Genomic DNA, 19,861 nt, shown 5'->3' with positions numbered 1-19,861 from the left:
ATACAGATCATGAAGATGAATACAGTAATACCCTTCGGAATTCTATTCCTGACCCTAACCAGCTTATGTGTGGGGCAGGAGATCGCGAGGTCTACGGTGGGAGCTTCAGGAAGTTCCGCCGCTGTAGAGACCATCAATGGCACCTATATCATTCAGGAAAGCATAGGACAATCCAGTGTGATTGGCACGCATTATTCTTCCGAAGTCATTCTAAGACAAGGATTTATACAGCCGCCAATTAGCATTCAGGGAATTCTTGCCGATGAAACCAATATTGACGCCGTTGTCTATCCTAATCCGTTTACCAGCAGTGTAAACGTGGCATTTAGGGAAGAATTAAAAGGAGGATTAAGCATAGCTATTTATGATCTGCTGGGAAGGCTGGTTTATAGCAATGAAAGGAATGCCGAGCGGGAAATTAGAATCGATCTTGATTTTCTGTCGAGTGCCCAATATATACTGTTGATCACTTCAGGAAACAAACAATTTAAAGCAACTCTTTTGAAACATTAGCCATGAGAAATTATTTCAGTTTATTGATCATTTTCGTAAGTATTTCCACATTTTCACAGGAAGTTTATGTTGAAGCCGGAAAAACCGATGCTACTTTCGAATTCACTAATTCGCAAGGAGAAGAACTTGAAAATCTTCAGCATACAATGCACAATTATGTACGTGCGGGGTATAAGCGCAGCTTCTTCACAGAAAATTTTGACGTCTCATTAGGCTTGGGGTACAACAGTTACGGAGCCATAGGCAGTACTGACACTTTAAACAATTTCTTTAAATGGGATGTGGACTATCTGGCGATAGAACTTGGATTGGACTATGATCTTATAAAATATCATGATTTTGTCTTTTTTATTAAAGCTTCGGCATCTCTGGAGTTTTTAGTCCAGGGAACACAAACCATCAATAACCGGGTGATCAACCTAACCGATGTAGAAGAATTTGACGACAATGCCATCTTCTTACGTGGAGGAGCAGGATTTTCATATCCAATTTCTGAACGAAGTAGGATGTACATTCAATATTCCTACGGAAGCAGTCTCGCCATGAATGATGATAATGGAAACAGTACCAGCGAAGAAGAACTGAAGATCAAAACCCATATGGTGGGGATTGGGCTAGTGGTATCTGTTTTTCAGAACCAAACAGAAGACATTGAGGTCGAAATTGAGAATGATACAGATTCCGAATAAAACATACCGTTATGAAAAAATTACTTTTACTTACGTTTTTACTTTCTTTTGCCGCCGTTTTTGCTCAAACCGATGGATTGAGCTATCAGGCCGTGATCATCGATCCGAATGTACAGGAACTCCCGGGAGAGGACGCTTCGGGTAATATTCTGCCAAATGCTCCTGTAACTGTGAGATTTACCATCCTTAATTCGGGAGGTTCTTTTGAATATCAGGAAACCCATGAAACCACCACCGATGCCTTTGGGATGATCAATCTCATCATTGGTGCCGGGAACCCTGAAATAGGCGTGTTTACCGAAATTGACTGGAATGGGAGCAGAAAAGACCTGAAAGTGGATATAAATCTGGATGGTAACTTTAAGGAACTCAGCAAGAAAAAACTTCTCTTCGTGCCGTATGCGTTTCATCGTGATATTATCGCGACCGGGACTATGACCATCGATGGTCCGGTACGTCTGGGAGATACTCTGGAAGTGGAAGGTAGAACAGATTTGAACAGCATTCTTTCGGTGAACAACGAAAGCGACACTTTCCTATCCGGAACGCTAAATGTAGACGGAGCAACTACACTTAATAACACGCTGGATGTTACTAACGGCAGTGCAACGACGCTTACAGGGCAATTAAACGTTGACGGTGCATCCCAATTGAATAGCACTTTAAATGTAGACGGGAACACCACCTTAAACAATAATCTCGACGTGACTTCTCAAAGTCCCACCGTATTAACAGGAACCTTGCGTGTAGACGGGATCACAGACCTAAACAGTGCCGTAAATATCAATAACGGGAGCCCGCTAAATGTCTCCGGAAATCTGAATGTGGACGGAGCTACGACATTCAACGACGATCTTACGGTGAATGGAGATACCAATTTAAACAGTTCACTAAGCGTGAACAACAGCAGCCCAACTGTGCTTTCAGGAACTTTAAATGTAACTGAGGCGACCGAATTGGGTAGTAGTCTGCAAGTGAATGGTCAGACGAATCTGGAAGATCTGTTAAATGTGAACAATCAAAGTCCCGCAAATTTAAGCGGCAGTCTTACCGTGGGTTTAGAAACCAATTTAAACAGTAGTCTGGCAGTGAACAATGGTGCTCCAACATTTCTGTCGGGAACATTGGATGTTGACGGAGCCATTGGTTTTAACGGTAATCTTACCGTACAAGGGATCACCAATTTAAATAACTCCTTATTTGTAAATAACGGAAGCCTTACCAACCTTTCAGGTGCGTTAAATGTAGATGGGGGAACCAATCTCAACAGTACCCTGGTCGTCGATGGCGAAACAACATTAAACAGTGACCTTCAGGTCGCAAATGCCAGTCCTACCACGCTTACAGGAACGCTAAATGTGGATGCAGCAACAACGCTTAACAATTCGTTAGAGGTAACAAACGGAAGTCCTACAACCTTAACCGGAACCTTAAATGTCGATGATGCAGCTACGCTAAATAATTCGCTTACCGTAGCAAATGGAACGGCTTCAAATTTAACAGGAGATCTAACGGTAGATGGTAAAACCACTATGAATGACGATGTTTTGGTGGCCAATGGCAGCAGCGCGAGTGTTAGCGGTGGGCTTTCGGTAGTGATGGAATCCAAGCTTAATAATTCGGTGTTTGTCACAGGTGGAAGTGCTACTAATCTCAGTGGAACACTGGACGTGGATGGTGCAACCACTATGAATAATACCTTGACGGTGGGAGGAGCAACGACGATTAATAATTCTCTTACGGTGACAGGTATAACTACACTGGCAAGTTTAACGACCGAAACTATTAACATACAGAGTGACAACCCCAATTATATCGCAACCTTTTCGAATTTAAATACAGCGAATGGTGACGGTATACTAATTAAATTAGGGAGAAATCATGGGGCCTGGACGGGAGGTAGTTTTTTAAGCCTTCCCAATCCAATCTCTAATGAATTGACAGGTCCGCTTAACGTACTTAAAGGGCGCTTAGAGAACCCGGGGCCTAATCCGTTCTTTACTCCCAGTGAAGTTATTCAGTTAGCGCCATCATTAGCCAAAGTGGGAGCGGTAACCAATATCAACAATCAGATCTTTTCGGTGATGAATAATGAACTGGGTCTGCCCAAGGCATTTCCAAGTCTCACGGTACCCACAACAAATATACTTCCTTTTCAGCCTATTTTTAACGGATTTACGATTCCCTTTGTAAATCTCACGATTCCCGGCTGGAATATTCCGGAGGTAAGCCTACCTAACATTCCTATTCCTATTCCGTTGAATCTTATTCCGGATCCTTCCCGTTATATTCCCAATTTGAATATTCTTCCGGTCACCGGATTACCGAATGTTGATATACCTAATATACCTAACACGAATGTTGCAAACTCGCTAACCAAAGAGAATGAGTATATCACTTTTGCCGATAAGGATGGAAGAGTAACCGGAACTATTAGAGCGCAGTCTCTGGAAGATTTCCGAGATAATACGATACTGGATAATGTCTATGTACTCAATCTTCTATCGAATTTTGTGGGAATCGATCTGCTGGATGGAATTACTGCAGGAACTGTTGGGATTACCAATTTTATTGATGAATACAATGACCTGGGGGTTGAATATTCTTCCGGAAATGGTGATTATGCCGAATGGCTGGAACGACTTGATCCTAAGGAATTTTTATCTGCCGGGGATATCGTAGCTGTTCGCGGTGGTAAAATTACTCGCGACCTCAGCAATGTTGAACAGATCATGGTAGTATCACATCGTCCTATTATTCTTGGAAATACTCCGGAAAAGGAACGTACCTATTTGGGAAATAATGTAGCTTTTATGGGTCAGGTGCCCGTTAAGGTACTGGGACCGGTTCGTTCCGGCGATTATATCGTCGCAAACAAAGAAGTGTCGGGCTATGGAATAGCGGTTTCACCTAATAAAATGACTTCGGAATTATTTATACTTTCGGTTGGGCGATCTTGGGATGAAAATCTTGCTGAAGGACCAAAAATGGTCAATACCGTAGTAGGAGTGCATAATGGTGATTGGGCAAATATTTTTCAGAAGATAGAACGTAAACAAAAGGAATACGAAGCAAAATACAGGGCCATTCAGAATAAAATTGAAGCGCTCGATAAAAAAGCTGACGATCTTTTGATCAACAACCCGAACGACTAAAACCGAAAGACGATGAAAAAATTACTGCTACTTTCGATATTATTATTTGCCGGCGGGATAATTGCGCAAACCGATGGCCTGAATTATCAGGCTGTGATCATTGATCCCAATGTACAACAAATACCGGGTGAGAATGTTACGGGAAATATCCTGCCTAATACTGAATTAGGTGTTCGATTTACGATATTTAATGCTGAAGGCATGACCGAATATAAAGAGGTTCAGCAAACCGCTACCAATAAATTCGGGATGATCGAACTCATTATTGGTCAGGGTAACGCCGAAACCGGTGCATTTAACGAAATTTACTGGGATGGAACTCCCAAGAATTTACTCGTGGAGATCAATCTTGAAGGAAATTATAGTGAATTAAGCAGGCAGGAACTCTTATTTATTCCCTACGCCTTCCATAGAAATATAAAGGCCACCGGAGATCTGGATGCTGCCGAAGCAGTGTATTTCGGACAGTGGTTGCGGGTAGAAGGAAGTACTAATTTAAATAGTGAGTTATCTGTAAACAACGAAAGCAGGACACAACTTTCAGGAATTCTAACGGTAGAAAAAGCCGCGACTCTGGGCGGAAACTTGAAAGTAACTAATGAAAGTTTTACTAATTTAACCGGGACCCTATCTGTTGGAGACAGAGCCCAACTAAAGAATACTCTGGATGTAGTTGGGAGTACTACTTTACATAATCGTCTCCTCGTTGCTAATCAAAAACCATCGGTATTGACCGGCACATTGCGTGTGGACGGGATATCGAATTTCAATAACACTGTAAATATAAATAACGGGAGTCCGTTAACGGTGACCGGGGATCTCACCGTAGATAGTGAAACTACTCTTAATGACGACCTCACTGTTCATGGGGATACGAATTTAAACAGTTCATTAAGCGTGAACAATGGAAGTCCCACAGATTTTACCGGGACACTTAACGTAGGAGGGCAGACCGTACTTCAAAATACTCTATTGGTTGATGGCGAAACAAACTTAAACAGCGTTTTAAACGTTAATAATACCAGCCCAACCAATCTTTCGGGAACCTTAACCGTTGGCCTTGCCACCAACCTGAATAGTAGTTTAAATGTAAACAATGGCTCGCCAACGCACTTAACCGGAACATTGAATGTAACAGGAGATATCGTTTTACAGAATGATCTAACCGTCGACGGTTTTACCAACCTGAACAATACCTTACAGGTAAATAACGGAAGTCCGGTAGCACTTTCAGGAAACCTTTCCGTGGGAGGTCATACCGATTTGAACGATATTCTCAATGTTGATGGAAATACAACAGTCAATAATGCTTTAACAGTAAGCAATGCTTCGAGTACCGAGCTTTCCGGAACATTAGACATTGATGGAGCTACGGTTTTAAATAGTTCTCTTGACGTGTTAAACGGTAGTTCTGGGAGTTTAAACGGCACATTAACGGTAGATGGAACAGCGTTATTAAATAATGGTTTGACCGTGGCCAATGGGAGTTCGTCCTTGCTTACGGGATCGCTGGATATAGATGGAGAGACCCTGTTGAATGACGACTGGAGTATATTAAACAGTGGCAATGTAGTAGTAACAGGGCTTTTAGGTGTTGACGGAACTTCTACTTTTAACGGTCCGTTATATGTTAATTTGGGAGCCGACACCAACCTTTCAGGTACGCTACAGGCAGATGGAGCTTCCACATTAAACAACACCTTAGTAGTTAATGGCTTTACGCAGATGAATAGCTCGCTAGATGTAACCGGAGCAGCGCTCTTTAATTCACTTTCCAGTGAGAGTATTACTGTACAAAGTGATAATACAGGATTTATTGCTGTTTTTGAAAATATCAATAGCGCGAACGGGGATGGGTTGCAAATCAAATTAGGCAGGAATCATGGCGCCTGGACAGGGGGGTCTTATTACAACTTGCCCAATGTTATTGCCAATGAGTTTAATGGGCCTTTGGCAGTTTTAAAGGGAAGACTTGAAAATCCGGGTCCAAATCCGTTCTTTACCTATTCAGAAATAATTCAATTGGCACCCACGGCATTGAAATCAGGGGCCTTGATTAATATTACAAATCAGGTCTTCAATACGGTAAATACTCAATTGGGGCTTCCCATTGCCTTTCCCGACATCAATATGCCGGGAAGGTTATTGAGTAATGAAATTGAATTTTTTGGCGGATCGAACGCACAGTGTTCGGGGCAGGCTTGTTTTAGCATTTGTTTCCCGTTTGCAGGATGTACTACAATCTGTGTTCCTCCTGTAAATGTTTGTGTTCCGGCAATCCCGAGGATCGCTTTTCCGGGTATCAATGTTCCAACCATCCCTATAAATGTGGGAATCCCTAATAAATTTAATTTTGTTCCTGCCTTACCCATGCTACCCGAAAATGGTATTTCCAATGTTTCGCTACCGGTGATCCCGACCAGTGTGGTTTCAAATTCGCTAACAAAGGAAAACGAATACATCACATTTGCAGATAAGGACGGAAGAGTGGCCGGTACAATAAGAGCACAATCCTTACAGGATTTCAGAGATAATACTATTTTGGACAATGTGTATGTTCTAAACGTGCTTTCGAGTTTTGTTGGGATCGATCTGGTTGATGGCGTTACCGCAGGGGTAACTTCGGTAACAAACCTCATTGATGAATTCAATGACCTTGGCGTGGAATATTCTTCAGGGAATGGGGATTATGCCGAATGGCTCGAGCGGTGGGATCACACCGATCATTTAAGTGCGGGAGATATAGTTGCAGTAAAAGGTGGAAAGATAACCCGTGCGCTTTCAAACGCAGAACAGTTTATGGTGGTTTCCCGAAAACCAATCGTTTTGGGGAACGTACCTCAACAGGAATTAATTCCACTAGGTAATAGTGTGGCCTTTAGAGGTCAGGTGCCAGTTAAAGTTATAGGACCGGTAAACACGGGAGATTATATCATCGCGAACAGCGAAATTCTCGGATATGGTCTGGCTGTTGCTCCGGAAGCAATGACAACGAATGATTTCAAATTTGTGGTGGGAAGATCCTGGGAGGAGAATCTTCAGGAAGGTCCTAAAATAGTGAAAGCGGTAATAGGCGTGTACAATGGTGATTGGAATCACCGTGTAAAAAATATAGAAAACCGTCAAAAGGTTCTGGATAAAACGATAGAAACATTTGAAGAAAAACTGAAACGGATTGAGCAAAAACTAAATAATTCAGCAAATGAAAATACATATGCAAGTAAAGAATAGTCTCTGGATGAGAATGATCGTAATGTGCATTTGTTTGGGTTCCTATGCCCAGCAGAACAATGATCAAACCATGTACACATTGGAGCAGGCTCAAGCTTTTGCAGAGAGCGAGACCGTGCTTCAGGAATGGTTTAAGGATATGGAAACGCCGGGAATCACTATCTTGGATGGAGAAATGATCTTCAGTAAGGAAGCTTTAAAACTTATAGAGGATGTCGCTTACAGAAAATCCATTTACAAAAAAGACAGCTACACGTTTACCGATGTAAAATCTAGTTTGGAAAAACTGGAATTACAAAAAGCATTCTGGCAGATGATCGGGTTATATCCTGAAAACAAAGAGGCCATCCTTCAGTACATATACGCCTACGACGGAGTTATTCCTACCGACAAAGTGGTAACGGCATCCTTTTATACTTATGCCTTTTTCGATCCTGAGATCACAACCATTAAAAACGGAAAACCCGAAGTGTTGAGACCCGATATTTTTGAAGAATATTTACGGAGAACCAACGAGATCGTCTCCTACATAAAATACTTTCGAACTGTTTCCGAAGAAAATTAACAGGATCGATTAAAATTTAACTAGCCAATTACTATAGAAAAACCCTCGAAACGCAAATATCTGCGGAAAGAGGGTTTTCGAATTTTTCATAGTTTTAATAACCAAATTCTGTTTTGATCTTATCTGCTCTGTCCAGCATAAGATCTACGGTGATAAAGTCAACTTCTTCCTTATCGAATGCCCCCTGGTACGTACGCATGGCTTTTTTAGGTTCGCCCGTTTCTTCGTAGTAACGACCTAAATAATAATCTCCCAGAACGGTATCTGGATAGTCCTTTTTGGCCATGGTCGCAATCTCCCGCAGCGATTCCCATTGGTTCTTCTTTTCAGCGGCGGTACAGGTCGCTATATAGTCATTAACCCGAATAGCATTGGTTAATCCGAAGAGATCCTCAATCGTTTTATACTTATCGATAAGATATTGAGAGATGGGTGTTTCCATCTTCATTATAACATCTGAATATTCCTGCTTACTTATGGGGCGGTATACTGAAAATATTTTTTCTAAAGCTGAAGGGATTCCACGAGCGACCAGTGAATAGTGGGTGGCGCCTTCAAAATTATCGTAATGATACTGAAAGGTCTTACTGTCCAGAGGTTTTAGAGATTTGTTTAATGCTTCTGAAATTTCCATGAGATCCTTAATATCGTCGGTTCCGGTTGCCAGATAGTAGAAGATCTTAGATTCAATTGCCGGTATTCGTTGTGGAAGACGCTCATCCATCATGGGAGCGAGATCCGGACTCAGACTTATATAACCGTTGAACAACGGGGGATCTTTAAAGAGGTAGTAGTTAATATAATTTGCTGTAAAGTCGTGTCCCACTGCGATTATAAATTTAGCAGTACGATAGTTGCTGTCTATATATGGAATGAGTTCGAGTCCGATAAACTCAAAGAAATCTGCACCTTTATCTGAGGGTACAAAGTTGGTGTCGTCGTAGCTGCAATCCTCATACCTTGAATCACCCTGCATGATCCCAATTACGATCGATTCGGGCATATCCTCCCAATAACCGTAATAATCTACGTTACCTGCAACCGGTTCGAAAAGGTAGTTCGCATCCAGTACAATGACGATGGGATACACTTTTTCGACATTAGCTTCATAGTCTCTGGGAAGTTGAATTTTCAATCTTCGGCTTTCTCCAAGTTTTGCCGAATCGAATTCTTCATAGATGATCCGTGACTGTGCTATAGAGGCCACACTTATTAGAAGACAAAAAATGAGGGTAGTAAAAGATCTCATAAAGATAAATTTAGGTGTGAAGATAAGAATTTTTGAAAACGTGATTTTCAGAATAGAAAAATAATTCCCTATTCTTCGATCACTCTGTTGTAGATGGGAAGCATAAACAATGATAGGCCTCCAAAAATGATAAGCGACACAATATTAGAGGTCCAAACGATCCATCCAAAAGCCGTTCCCACTGTTGTAGCAATTCCGAATACAGCGAGTATTCCGGCAACAAAGAAAGGGTATGAGCCAAAGCCGCTGTTTGTAAATGCAAACGAAAAACTTCCTACTACAAAAGCAATGATAAGGGTTCCTGTGGAGATCGCGGAAGTTTCGTCGAGGGCAAATGTGGCGGTATAAAACGACAATAAGTAAAGCCCCCAGATAATAAAGGTATGGATGATGAACATCCCTTTTTTCTTCATTTTTACAATACTGAGAACACCTTCTTTCAGGCCTTTTACAAAAGCCATTACTTTTTGACGAAAAGCCGATCGGGAATACTTCAGAAAGGCCAAAAATAGAAGGCCTAAAACGATTAATCCCGCAAAAGCATATACGATCTTAACTACAGGAATGATTTCAGACAGATATGTGAAAAGCTCATCAAATTGCATAAACAGTGCAGCCAGGGTAAAGCCAAGTAGAAATAAAAGATCGACGACCCTTTCAGAAATGATGGTGCCAAATCCTTTTTCAAAAGGCACCTGTTCGTATTTACTTAAGACCACAGCCCGGGATATCTCACCACTCTTCGGAATAAAAATGTTCATTAAGTAAGCAATGGAGATGGCCATAAAATTATTGAGTAATTTTGGGTTATATCCCATGGGTTGCAGCATAAAACTCCATCGATATGCTCTAAACACATGGCTTATTATACTTAAGGACACTGCGAGTATCACAAAATAATAGTTGGCGTTCGAAAAATGGGTTTTAATCTCCGAAAGTTGATCGGGCGTGAACTGATTATAGGAATACCATATCAAGAAAACTCCCAATCCCAAAGGGATGGCAATTTTTAAGAATTTTATAAGTGAAGGTCTCAATTTAAGAGAGTAGGTTGTTTTCTTCGTTTGGAAAGACCAGTGCAGGCTTGAATTTTTTCGCCTCCTCGATATCCATGAGCGCATAGGTGATAAGAATAAGGATATCACCGGGTGCTACTTTTCGAGCAGCTGCCCCGTTTAAAGTGATCTCTCCACTTCCCCGTATTCCCGGAATGGCATAAGTTTCAAGGCGTTCGCCATTATTATTATTGACGATCTGTATTTTTTCACCTTCAATAATGTTGGCGGCATCCATAAGATCCTCATCTATAGTAATACTACCGATATAATTAAGATCGGCACCCGTTACTTTCACTCTGTGAATCTTCGATTTTACTACATGTATTTGCATGGTGCAAAGGTATTAATTTAAAGCCATATTATCTATTAACCGAACCTCCCCGGCAAAAGCGGCGAGAAATGCTCTATAGGCTTTGTTCTTGCGTTTTTGTTTTACCGTTTTTAATGAGTCCTCATTTGCGATCTCAAAATACTCCAGTTTCATATTGCTATTCAAAAACCGTTCCTTAACCAATGTATTGAGTTCGGCAATACTGTGACTCTTAAATTTTTTTTTCACTTCGGTAAGTACTTCGTTCAAAAGCGATGCTTCTTTTCGCTGTTTCTGACTTAGTCGTTTATTTCTCGAACTCATTGCAAGACCATTCGGCTCTCTAACTATAGGGCATCCCACAATATTAACATCCAGATCCTCGATCTCCACCAGTTTTTTTACTATTTGTAATTGTTGAAAATCCTTTTGCCCGAAATAGGCATTGTGTGGATTGATCATCCTAAAAAAGATAGATAGTATGGTGCCTACCCCGTCAAAATGTCCTTTCCGGTGTTTGCCCTCCATTTGGTTTTCGAGTCCGCCGTACCTAAAATGTTTCGAGGTCACTTTTTCGTTGTACAGGCTCGAAACCGATGGATTAAACACCAAAATATTACCTGCAAGTGTTTTAATTAATTTGAGGTCGCTTTCCAGGGTTCTGGGATATTTTGCCAGATCCTTAGGGTTGTCGAATTGCGTGGGATTCACAAAAATACTTACAACCGTCACTTCGTTTTCATCAACAGAACGGGCTATGAGCGATAGATGACCTTGATGTAAAGCACCCATGGTAGGGACAAAGCCTATTTTTTTTTGATTCTCTCTAAACGAATTAAGTTTATTTATGAGGGATTTTTTGTCGGTGTAAACGACCATAGAATTTTTTTAAGAGCGTGTAAAATTAATATATTAACGGCAATCTTCATAAATTTTCGTAATTTTGCGTGTTTTTAAACACAATACCAACCCAGTATCGAATTTTATAGTAAGCGACAAAAGATTTTCAGATTAATTTTTGTCGATACTTATATCGTGCCAATAAAAAATATTTGATCAATGATGAAAGATAAAAGAGTCTTGTATGTGTCTTCGGAAGTAATTCCTTACCTTCCCGAGACCGAGATTTCTTCAATGTCGTTTGAAGCTCCACGAATGGTTAACAACAATGGCGGACAGATTCGCATTTTCATGCCTCGGTATGGAAACATTAACGAGAGGAGACACCAGTTACATGAAGTTATTAGATTATCGGGAATGAACCTAGTGATCAATGACCTCGACATGCCATTAATTATAAAAGTTGCTTCTATTCCGAAAGAAAGAATGCAGGTTTATTTTATTGATAACGAAGATTACTTTAAACGTAAGGCTACCTATGCCGACGAGGAGGGTAATTTCTTTAAAGACAATGATGAACGGGCAATTTTCTTTGCAAAAGGAGTCATTGAAACCGTGAAAAAATTAAACTGGTCACCCGATATTATTCATGTTCACGGCTGGCTTGCATCTTTCTTGCCGTTATATCTTCGGAATTACTACGGAAACGAACCACTTTTTGAAAACAGTAAAATAGTTACTTCGGTATACAATCAAGACTTCAATGAAACGTTAAACGATAAGTTGATCGATAAGATCATGTTCGACGGAATTGAAGAAGAGGACATCGCAGAGTTAAAAGAGCCTAACTATGTGAACATGATGAAGATCGCTATTAAGAATTCGGATGCAGCCATCATTGCATCCGAAGAAATTCCGGAAGCATTGTCTGAGTATCTCGACAATTTGGATAAACCTGTGTTAAAGTATCACAATATGGATGAATTTTCGGAGGCGTTTTTAGAATTTTACCAATCCAAAGTATTGGATTAACACACATTAAATTGCTTATGAAGTTTAAGAATACATTGCCTGTTCTATTGGCAATCTTAGTAGCTATAATAGGATTCACCTCCTGTGAAGAAGATTTTAATACTATTGGTTCCGAGATCATTGGTGACCAGAATATTAACGCACAACTGGATGAATCCGGAACCGTAATTGCCTACAGTCATAAATTAACTCCGGTGCAAACTAACGGTTTGCCTGTATATCAGCTTGGAATCTATAACGACCCAGTTTTCGGAAAATCTACAGTGAATTGGTTATCTCAGGTTACTTTGGAATCTACCGACCCCAATTTTGGCGATTCTACCGAGCTGGAAGAAGTGTTCCTGTATCTCCCTTATTTTAGTACCGAGGAGGTTGTTGATGAAGAAACCACTTATTCGCTGGACTCAATCTACGGAAACACTCCCATTACAATCGAAATTTATGAATCCAATTATTTTTTAAGGGATTTTGATCCGAATACTGGACTGCAGGAAACACAAAAATACTACTCAAATGAAGGGCCTACCTTCGAGAATTTTCTGGGAGAGCTACTACTTACCATAGAAGATTTTAAGCCCAGTAATGAAAAGATTGTAGTTGTCGAGGATGACCCGACAACCACTGAGGTGAACGAGGAAGAAGCATTGATCCCCGGTTTAAGAGTCGAGTTACCCGTGGAGTTCTTTAAGGAAAAGATCATCGATATGGAAGGGTCGTCGGAGTTGCTTAACAATAACAATTTTCGGGAGTATTTCAGAGGGCTTTATTTTAAGGTTTCTTCCCCAACTAATGACGGAAATCTGTTTTTCTTCGATGCGGCAAACGCTACCATAACGTTAAACTACACTTTTGAAGGAGAAGATCCTGAAGATCGAATTGACGCAGCTTTAACGCTGCTTTTTAATGCCATTAGTGTCAATGTATACGAGAACAATCTGCCTACTTCTATTGTAAGCGATCTGCTTAATGTAAATGAGACCGAAGGTGAAGAGACCTTATATCTTCGAGGTGGTGACGGTATCATTACCATTGTAGAGCTTTTTGGGGAGGATACAGATAATGATGGAGTACCGGAAGAACTTGAAGATCTTCGTGAAAAAGAATGGTTAATTAATGAAGCCAACCTAATGTTCTACGTAGATCAAAACAGGGTAGTTGGGGGGTCTAACGAGCCCGAACGAATTATAATTTACGATATTAACAACGGTACCCTGCTCATTGATTACACATTGGATATTACTTCGGGTGAAGAACCTATCGATGCTTTTTCACAGCATTTTGGACGACTGGAACGGGGAAGTGATAGTGATGGAGATTTTTACAAGATGCGGATTACCAACCACATAAGTAACTTAATCAATAAGGACTCTACTAATGTGAGGCTAGGTGTTATGGTTTCTCAGAATGTTAAAGTTCCGGATTTTGTTGATCTTAAAAACCCAGATCTGTTAAATATTGAAAAAGTGCCCGCAACAAGCGTGGTGTCTCCTCAGGGAACGATACTGCATGGAAACAGATCCTCTAACGAGAATAAAAGACTGAAGCTTCAGATTTATTATACCGAACCTAACTAACAACAAGCTGTTATGTGTGGAATTGTAGGCTATATTGGAAAAAGAGATGCGTATCCTATTATTATCAACGGACTAAAACGTCTGGAATATCGTGGATATGATAGTGCCGGAGTTGCATTATACGATGGCACCGATATTCAATTGGCCAAAACCAAAGGAAAGGTCGCCGACCTTGAAGCACTTGCAGACAGGAAGATAAAAAAGAACGGAACACTTGGGATTGGTCATACCCGATGGGCCACTCACGGAGTTCCAAATGATGTGAACTCTCATCCTCATTACTCACAAAGCGGTGATCTGGTAATTATCCACAACGGTATTATTGAAAACTATGCCTCAATAAAAAAGGAACTTATTAAACGTGGGTATACGTTCACGTCCGATACCGATACTGAAGTTCTTGTAAATCTTATTGAAGACGTAAAAAAGAACGAAAAAGTTAAGCTGGGAAAGGCGGTGCAAATTGCTTTAAATCAGGTGGTGGGTGCTTACGCCATCGCATTGTTCGATAGGAACAAGCCCGACGAGATCGTAGTTGCCAAATTGGGTAGCCCGCTGGCCATCGGAATTGGTGAAGATGAATTCTTTGTTGCCAGTGATGCCTCTCCTTTTATAGAATTTACTAACAATGCTATTTATCTTAAGGATGAGGAAATGGCGATCATACGTCGCGGGCGGGATGTAAAAGTTAGAAAAATTAAGGACGATAGCCTGGTGGCTCCCTACATTCACGAGTTGCAGCTAAACCTTGAGCAGATCGAGAAAGGCGGGTTCGATCATTTTATGCTGAAGGAGATCTACGAACAACCTTCTGTAATTAAGGACACGTATCGTGGACGGTTATTAGCGAATAAGGGAATTATTAAACTTGGCGGACTCGAAGATTATATTGAGAAGTTTACCAATGCAGATCGTATCATTATTGTGGCCTGTGGAACTTCCTGGCATGCCGGATTGGTGGCAGAATATATTTTTGAAGACCTTGCACGTATCCCTGTGGAAGTGGAATATGCGTCCGAATTCAGATACCGAAATCCTATTATTACCGAAAAGGATGTGGTGATCGCTATCTCCCAAAGTGGTGAAACTGCCGATACGCTGGCAGCCATTAAACTTGCGAAGGAAAAAGGAGCTTTTGTTTATGGAATTTGCAACGTTGTGGGATCAACCATTTCGCGTGAAACTCATAGCGGCACCTATACTCATGCCGGCCCCGAAATTGGTGTGGCATCCACGAAAGCCTTTACTACACAGATCACGGTGTTAACCATGATAGCCTTAAAATTGGCAAAGGTGAAAGGCACAATATCTCACAGTGACTATATGCTGCATTTGCGTGAACTGGAGACCATACCTGCCAAAGTCGAAGAAGCACTGCAAAGTGATGCACATATTAAAGTAATAGCAGAAGAATTTAAGAACGCCCGAAACTTTTTATATCTGGGAAGAGGTTACAATTTCCCGGTTGCGCTGGAAGGTGCACTAAAGCTTAAGGAAATTTCCTATATCCATGCCGAAGGCTATCCAGCCGCTGAAATGAAACACGGTCCCATCGCACTTATTGATGAGGAAATGCCGGTGGTGGTGATCGCTGTAAACAGTAATCATTACGAAAAAGTGGTGAGTAACATTCAGGAGATAAAATCCAGAGCCGGACGAATCATTGCCGTTGTTACTGAAGGAGATACTCTGGTAAAAGAAATGGCAGATTATATTATGGAAGTCCCTCATACCCCGGAATCCCTTACTCCATTGGTTACGACCATTCCGCTGCAGTTATTGTCCTATCACATAGCCGTGATGCTAAACCGAAATGTGGATCAACCGCGAAATCTCGCCAAGTCGGTTACCGTAGAGTAATTTTAACCATACTTGCAATCCCGTGAAATAAAAGTTTTACTTTTATTCTATGCAAGTCATCAATCTCATATCGGGTCCAAGAAATATTTCTACAGCGTTAATGTACTCGTTTGCACAACGGGAAGATTTTAACGTCCTCGATGAACCGTTTTACGGTTATTATTTAAAGAATTCCGACAAAGCTGCCGATCATCCTTCGAAGGATGAGATACTTGCCACCATGGAACTTAATCCGGAGGTTGTTGTAAAGGGAATCAACGACCTGGCAGGGATAAAACATATATTTGTAAAAGGGATGGCTCATCATTTTCTTGACAAGAACCCCGAATTTTTATTCGACTGGCAGAATGTGATCCTTATTCGACATCCTCAAAAATTAATAGCCTCTTTTTCCCGAGTGATCGATGCCCCCAAACTAAATGATATAGGTTTGAAACGCGCAGCCGAATTGTTTTTATTTCTAAAGGAGCACGATAAGACTCCATTGGTAATTGATAGCGACGAACTTTTATTGGATCCGGAAAACTATCTGAAGAAATTGTGCAGACTTTTGGATATTCAGTTCGACCAGGCGATGCTGTCCTGGCCCAAAGGCGGTATTCCCGAAGACGGAGTCTGGGCAGCCCATTGGTATGCCAATGTTCACAATTCGGAAGGGTTTAAAGCTGGAATCTCTAAGGATCACAGTATCCCCGAACATTTGCAGGCATTATTAAAGGAGGCTATGCCGTATTACGAAACTTTAAAAAAGAACATAGTACTAAACGATTGATATGCTACAACACTTCGACCCGCGAAATAACAATATTCAGGTTTTTATAAAGGACAGATTATACCCGAGAGAAGCAGCGAAAGTTTCGGTTTTTGACAGCTCGGTGCAAGGGGGAGACGCCGTTTGGGAAGGGTTACGGGTATATCCTGAAGGTATAGTGTGCTTGGACAAGCATCTTACACGCTTGCAGGAAAGTGCCAAGACCTTGGCATTTACCGATATTCCGTCAAAGGAAATGATAAAAAGGGCCATTAAGGAAACGCTGGACGCCAATGGCATGAACAACGACACACATATTCGGTTAACGCTTACCCGTGGAGAAAAGATCACCAGTGGTATGGACCCACGGCTTAACCAAAATGGCTCCTGCCTTATCGTGCTGGCAGAATGGAAGCCTTTGGTATACGATAACAACAGCGGGATAAAAGTGATAAGTAGTAGTCAGCGTAGAAATGCACCTCAGTTTCTGGACAGTAAGATCCATCACAACAATCTCCTCAATAACATTCTCACAAAAATACAGGCCAATGTAGCGGGAAAGGATGCCGGACTCATGCTCGATGAACGCGGTTTTGTTGCCGAATTGAACGGAAGTAATCTGTTTATGGTGAAAAATGAGAAGGTATATACTCCCTTTGGACATGCCTGTTTACCGGGTATTACAAGAAATACCGTAATGGAAATGTGTGCAGCTGAAGGGATCGCGATCGAGGAAGCCGACTTGAGTTTGTCTCAATTTATAAATGCCGATGGTGTCTTTGCCACGGGAACCATGGGAGAACTTACTCCGGTGGTCGAAATTGACGGGCGTTCGATCCCAAAAGAGGATGCGTTGATGCAAAATGTATTGAAACTGTTCAAAAAGAAGGTGAGAGGTTATTGCGAATCCTTTTAACCGGAAACTTTTAAAAAGCAGGAGTTGGGGCAGTGATTGAAGCAGCTTACCGCGTAAGGCGGAAAGCACGGTTCTCTGTAGCTTTAGCGAAAGAGAAGCCCCCATAAAAACCAATCGAAAAGTACTTCAAATTTTTAGGCGAATCCGTTGCAAATTTAAAAGAGAAAAAACTATCTTTGCACCGTTGAAAATCAGGGTGCTTTTCTCACCCATAGATAACTAAAAATTAAACAAGTACAGCATGTCACAAGTTACAGGAAAAGTTGCACAGATTATTGGCCCGGTAGTAGACGTTACGTTTGCTAATGGTGCTGAACTTCCGAAGATCTACGATTCACTAGAAGTAGATAACAATGGAAATAAATTGATCCTTGAAGTACAATCACACGTAGGTGAAAACACCGTACGTACCATTTCTATGGACTCTACCGATGGTTTAAGCCGTGGGGTAGATGCTGTTGCAACAGGAGCGCCTATACAGATGCCCATTGGCGAGGAAGTATACGGACGTCTTTTTAATGTAATTGGTGATGCGATCGACGGAATTGGAAACTTGCCAAAAGCAGGTGACGATGGTTTACCTATTCACCGTGAAGCACCAAAATTTGAAGACCTTTCTACTTCTACTGAAGTTCTTTTTACAGGGATCAAGGTCATCGACCTTATTGAGCCTTATGCAAAAGGAGGAAAGATCGGTTTATTTGGTGGAGCCGGAGTAGGTAAAACGGTATTGATCCAGGAGCTTATTAACAATATTGCGAAGGGACACGGTGGATTGTCTGTATTTGCCGGAGTGGGAGAACGTACTCGTGAAGGGAATGACTTACTTCGTGAGATGCTTGAGTCGGGAATTATTCGTTATGGAGACGATTTCCTTCACTCTATGGAAAATGGGGGATGGGATCTGTCTAAGGTAGATAAAGAAAAAATGAAAGAATCGAAAGCGACTTTCGTATTCGGACAGATGAACGAACCTCCCGGAGCACGTGCACGAGTAGCACTTTCCGGTCTTACCATTGCTGAGTATTTCCGTGATGGAGCGGGTGACAGTCAGGGGAAAGACGTACTCTTCTTCGTAGATAACATTTTCCGATTTACACAAGCGGGATCTGAGGTATCGGCACTACTTGGTCGTATGCCTTCTGCGGTGGGATATCAGCCAACATTAGCAACCGAGATGGGTGCGATGCAGGAGCGAATTACTTCAACCAAAAAAGGATCTATTACATCGGTTCAGGCGGTATATGTACCTGCAGATGACCTTACCGATCCGGCGCCGGCAACAACCTTTGCCCACCTGGATGCAACCACTGTATTATCGCGTAAGATTGCCGAGCTGGGTATTTATCCTGCGGTGGATCCATTGGATTCTACTTCGCGTATCCTTACAGCCGATATTCTTGGAAAAGAGCATTACGACTGTGCGCAACGTGTAAAAGAGTTGTTACAGCGATATAAGGAATTACAGGATATTATTGCCATTCTTGGGATGGAAGAACTTTCGGAAGAAGATAAAATGGCGGTAGGACGTGCACGTCGTGTACAGCGTTTCCTTTCTCAGCCTTTCCACGTGGCAGAACAGTTTACAGGTATTCCCGGAGTATTGGTAGATATCAAGGAAACCATCAAAGGATTTAATATGATCATGGATGGCGAATTGGATCACTTACCGGAAGCTGCTTTTAACCTGAAAGGGACCATTGAAGAAGCGATCGAGGCCGGAGAGAAAATGTTAGCGGAAGCGTAAAATAGTATTCAGTATGCAGGTGCAGTTTACAGAACTGCCTACCGCAACTGAGTATTGAAAACTAAAAACTATGCACTTAGAAATAGTAACTCCAGAAGCCCAATTGGTGTCGGGTGAAGTTGAATCGGTAACAGTTCCCGGTGTTGAAGGGCCTTTTCAGATGTTAAATAATCACGCAGCTATTGTTTCATTACTTACTGCAGGTAAAGTAAAATTTAAAGGCAACCCAACTATCGCTGAAGGTTTTGAAAAGAAATTCACTAAGGATGCCGATGGGAAATGGGTACTGGAAATTAACGGTGGTACCGTAGAGTGTAATAACAATAACATTATTGTATTGGCTGATTAAGTTTAAGTAACTCAGTCCTGAA

At 41.4% G+C, this 19,861-nt stretch carries 16 protein-coding genes; 12 read left to right on the top strand and 4 right to left on the bottom strand.

The features are described 5' to 3' along the window. Positions 1-9: 9 nt before the first annotated feature. From ALE3EI_RS03620 to ALE3EI_RS03600, 5 genes are read left to right on the top strand one after another with little or no spacing between them, the layout of a single operon-like run. Positions 10-513: a T9SS type A sorting domain-containing protein gene (locus tag ALE3EI_RS03620; protein WP_186990933.1), complete on the top strand. Its 504-nt coding sequence runs from the start codon at positions 10-12 to the stop codon at positions 511-513. Positions 514-515: 2 nt separating this feature from the next. After that, a complete protein-coding gene (locus ALE3EI_RS03615; RefSeq protein WP_186990931.1) occupies positions 516-1,202 on the top strand; it encodes an outer membrane beta-barrel protein in 687 nt (228 codons plus the stop codon). Between the two features lie 11 nt (positions 1,203-1,213). Further along, positions 1,214-4,357, top strand: a complete 3,144-nt coding sequence (locus tag ALE3EI_RS03610) for an autotransporter outer membrane beta-barrel domain-containing protein (RefSeq protein ID WP_186990929.1) — start codon at positions 1,214-1,216, stop codon at positions 4,355-4,357. A 12-nt stretch (positions 4,358-4,369) separates the two neighbouring features. Further along, entirely contained in the window at positions 4,370-7,588 is a 3,219-nt protein-coding gene (locus ALE3EI_RS03605) for an autotransporter outer membrane beta-barrel domain-containing protein (protein ID WP_186990927.1), read from the top strand. Beyond that, the gene (locus ALE3EI_RS03600) at positions 7,560-8,153 is read left to right on the top strand and encodes a hypothetical protein (protein WP_186990925.1); all 594 of its coding nucleotides are present in this window, start codon (positions 7,560-7,562) and stop codon (positions 8,151-8,153) included. Before ALE3EI_RS03605 ends, ALE3EI_RS03600 begins: the two co-directional genes overlap by 29 nt. 94 nt (positions 8,154-8,247) lie before the next feature. Here the strand turns inward: ALE3EI_RS03600 and ALE3EI_RS03595 are convergent, their stop codons facing one another. The 4 genes from ALE3EI_RS03595 to panC all read right to left on the bottom strand — a co-directional run bounded on the left by ALE3EI_RS03595 (position 8,248) and on the right by panC (position 11,649). Then, a complete protein-coding gene (locus ALE3EI_RS03595) occupies positions 8,248-9,402 on the bottom strand; it encodes an alpha/beta hydrolase (protein ID WP_186990923.1) in 1,155 nt (384 codons plus the stop codon). A gap of 68 nt (positions 9,403-9,470) precedes the next feature. After that, positions 9,471-10,439: a lysylphosphatidylglycerol synthase transmembrane domain-containing protein gene (locus tag ALE3EI_RS03590; RefSeq protein WP_233279991.1), complete on the bottom strand. Its 969-nt coding sequence runs from the start codon at positions 10,437-10,439 to the stop codon at positions 9,471-9,473. Position 10,440: 1 nt separating this feature from the next. After that, on the bottom strand, positions 10,441-10,791 hold the full coding sequence (gene panD / locus ALE3EI_RS03585) for an aspartate 1-decarboxylase (RefSeq protein ID WP_186990918.1): 351 nt from the start codon (positions 10,789-10,791) through the stop codon (positions 10,441-10,443). A 12-nt stretch (positions 10,792-10,803) separates the two neighbouring features. Continuing rightward, on the bottom strand, positions 10,804-11,649 hold the full coding sequence (panC, locus tag ALE3EI_RS03580; RefSeq protein ID WP_186990916.1) for a pantoate--beta-alanine ligase: 846 nt from the start codon (positions 11,647-11,649) through the stop codon (positions 10,804-10,806). Positions 11,650-11,832: 183 nt separating this feature from the next. Between panC and ALE3EI_RS03575 the strand changes: the two genes are divergently transcribed. From ALE3EI_RS03575 to ALE3EI_RS03545, 7 genes are all read left to right on the top strand, one after another. Continuing rightward, positions 11,833-12,642 carry a glycogen/starch synthase gene (locus ALE3EI_RS03575; protein WP_186992283.1) on the top strand — a complete coding sequence of 270 codons (810 nt, stop codon included), beginning with the start codon at positions 11,833-11,835 and terminating at the stop codon, positions 12,640-12,642. A gap of 17 nt (positions 12,643-12,659) precedes the next feature. Next, positions 12,660-14,216 (top strand): DUF4270 domain-containing protein, encoded by a 1,557-nt coding sequence (locus tag ALE3EI_RS03570; RefSeq protein ID WP_186990914.1) that lies wholly within the window; start codon positions 12,660-12,662, stop codon positions 14,214-14,216. Positions 14,217-14,228: 12 nt separating this feature from the next. Continuing rightward, positions 14,229-16,076 (top strand): glutamine--fructose-6-phosphate transaminase (isomerizing), encoded by a 1,848-nt coding sequence (gene glmS, locus ALE3EI_RS03565; protein WP_186990912.1) that lies wholly within the window; start codon positions 14,229-14,231, stop codon positions 16,074-16,076. 49 nt (positions 16,077-16,125) lie between these two features. Next, on the top strand, positions 16,126-16,848 hold the full coding sequence (locus ALE3EI_RS03560) for a sulfotransferase-like domain-containing protein (protein ID WP_186990910.1): 723 nt from the start codon (positions 16,126-16,128) through the stop codon (positions 16,846-16,848). A 1-nt stretch (position 16,849) separates the two neighbouring features. Then, positions 16,850-17,743, top strand: a complete 894-nt coding sequence (locus ALE3EI_RS03555) for an aminotransferase class IV (protein WP_186990908.1) — start codon at positions 16,850-16,852, stop codon at positions 17,741-17,743. A gap of 241 nt (positions 17,744-17,984) precedes the next feature. After that, positions 17,985-19,490: a F0F1 ATP synthase subunit beta gene (gene atpD / locus ALE3EI_RS03550; protein WP_186990906.1), complete on the top strand. Its 1,506-nt coding sequence runs from the start codon at positions 17,985-17,987 to the stop codon at positions 19,488-19,490. 70 nt (positions 19,491-19,560) lie between these two features. Continuing rightward, positions 19,561-19,839 (top strand): F0F1 ATP synthase subunit epsilon, encoded by a 279-nt coding sequence (locus ALE3EI_RS03545; RefSeq protein WP_186990904.1) that lies wholly within the window; start codon positions 19,561-19,563, stop codon positions 19,837-19,839. Positions 19,840-19,861: the final 22 nt, after the last annotated feature.

The organism is Constantimarinum furrinae, assembly GCF_014295415.1.
Classification (GTDB): domain Bacteria; phylum Bacteroidota; class Bacteroidia; order Flavobacteriales; family Flavobacteriaceae; genus Constantimarinum; species Constantimarinum furrinae.
The sequence above is the reverse complement of the archived record's forward strand: the minus strand, read 5'-3'. Positions and strand labels throughout refer to the sequence as shown.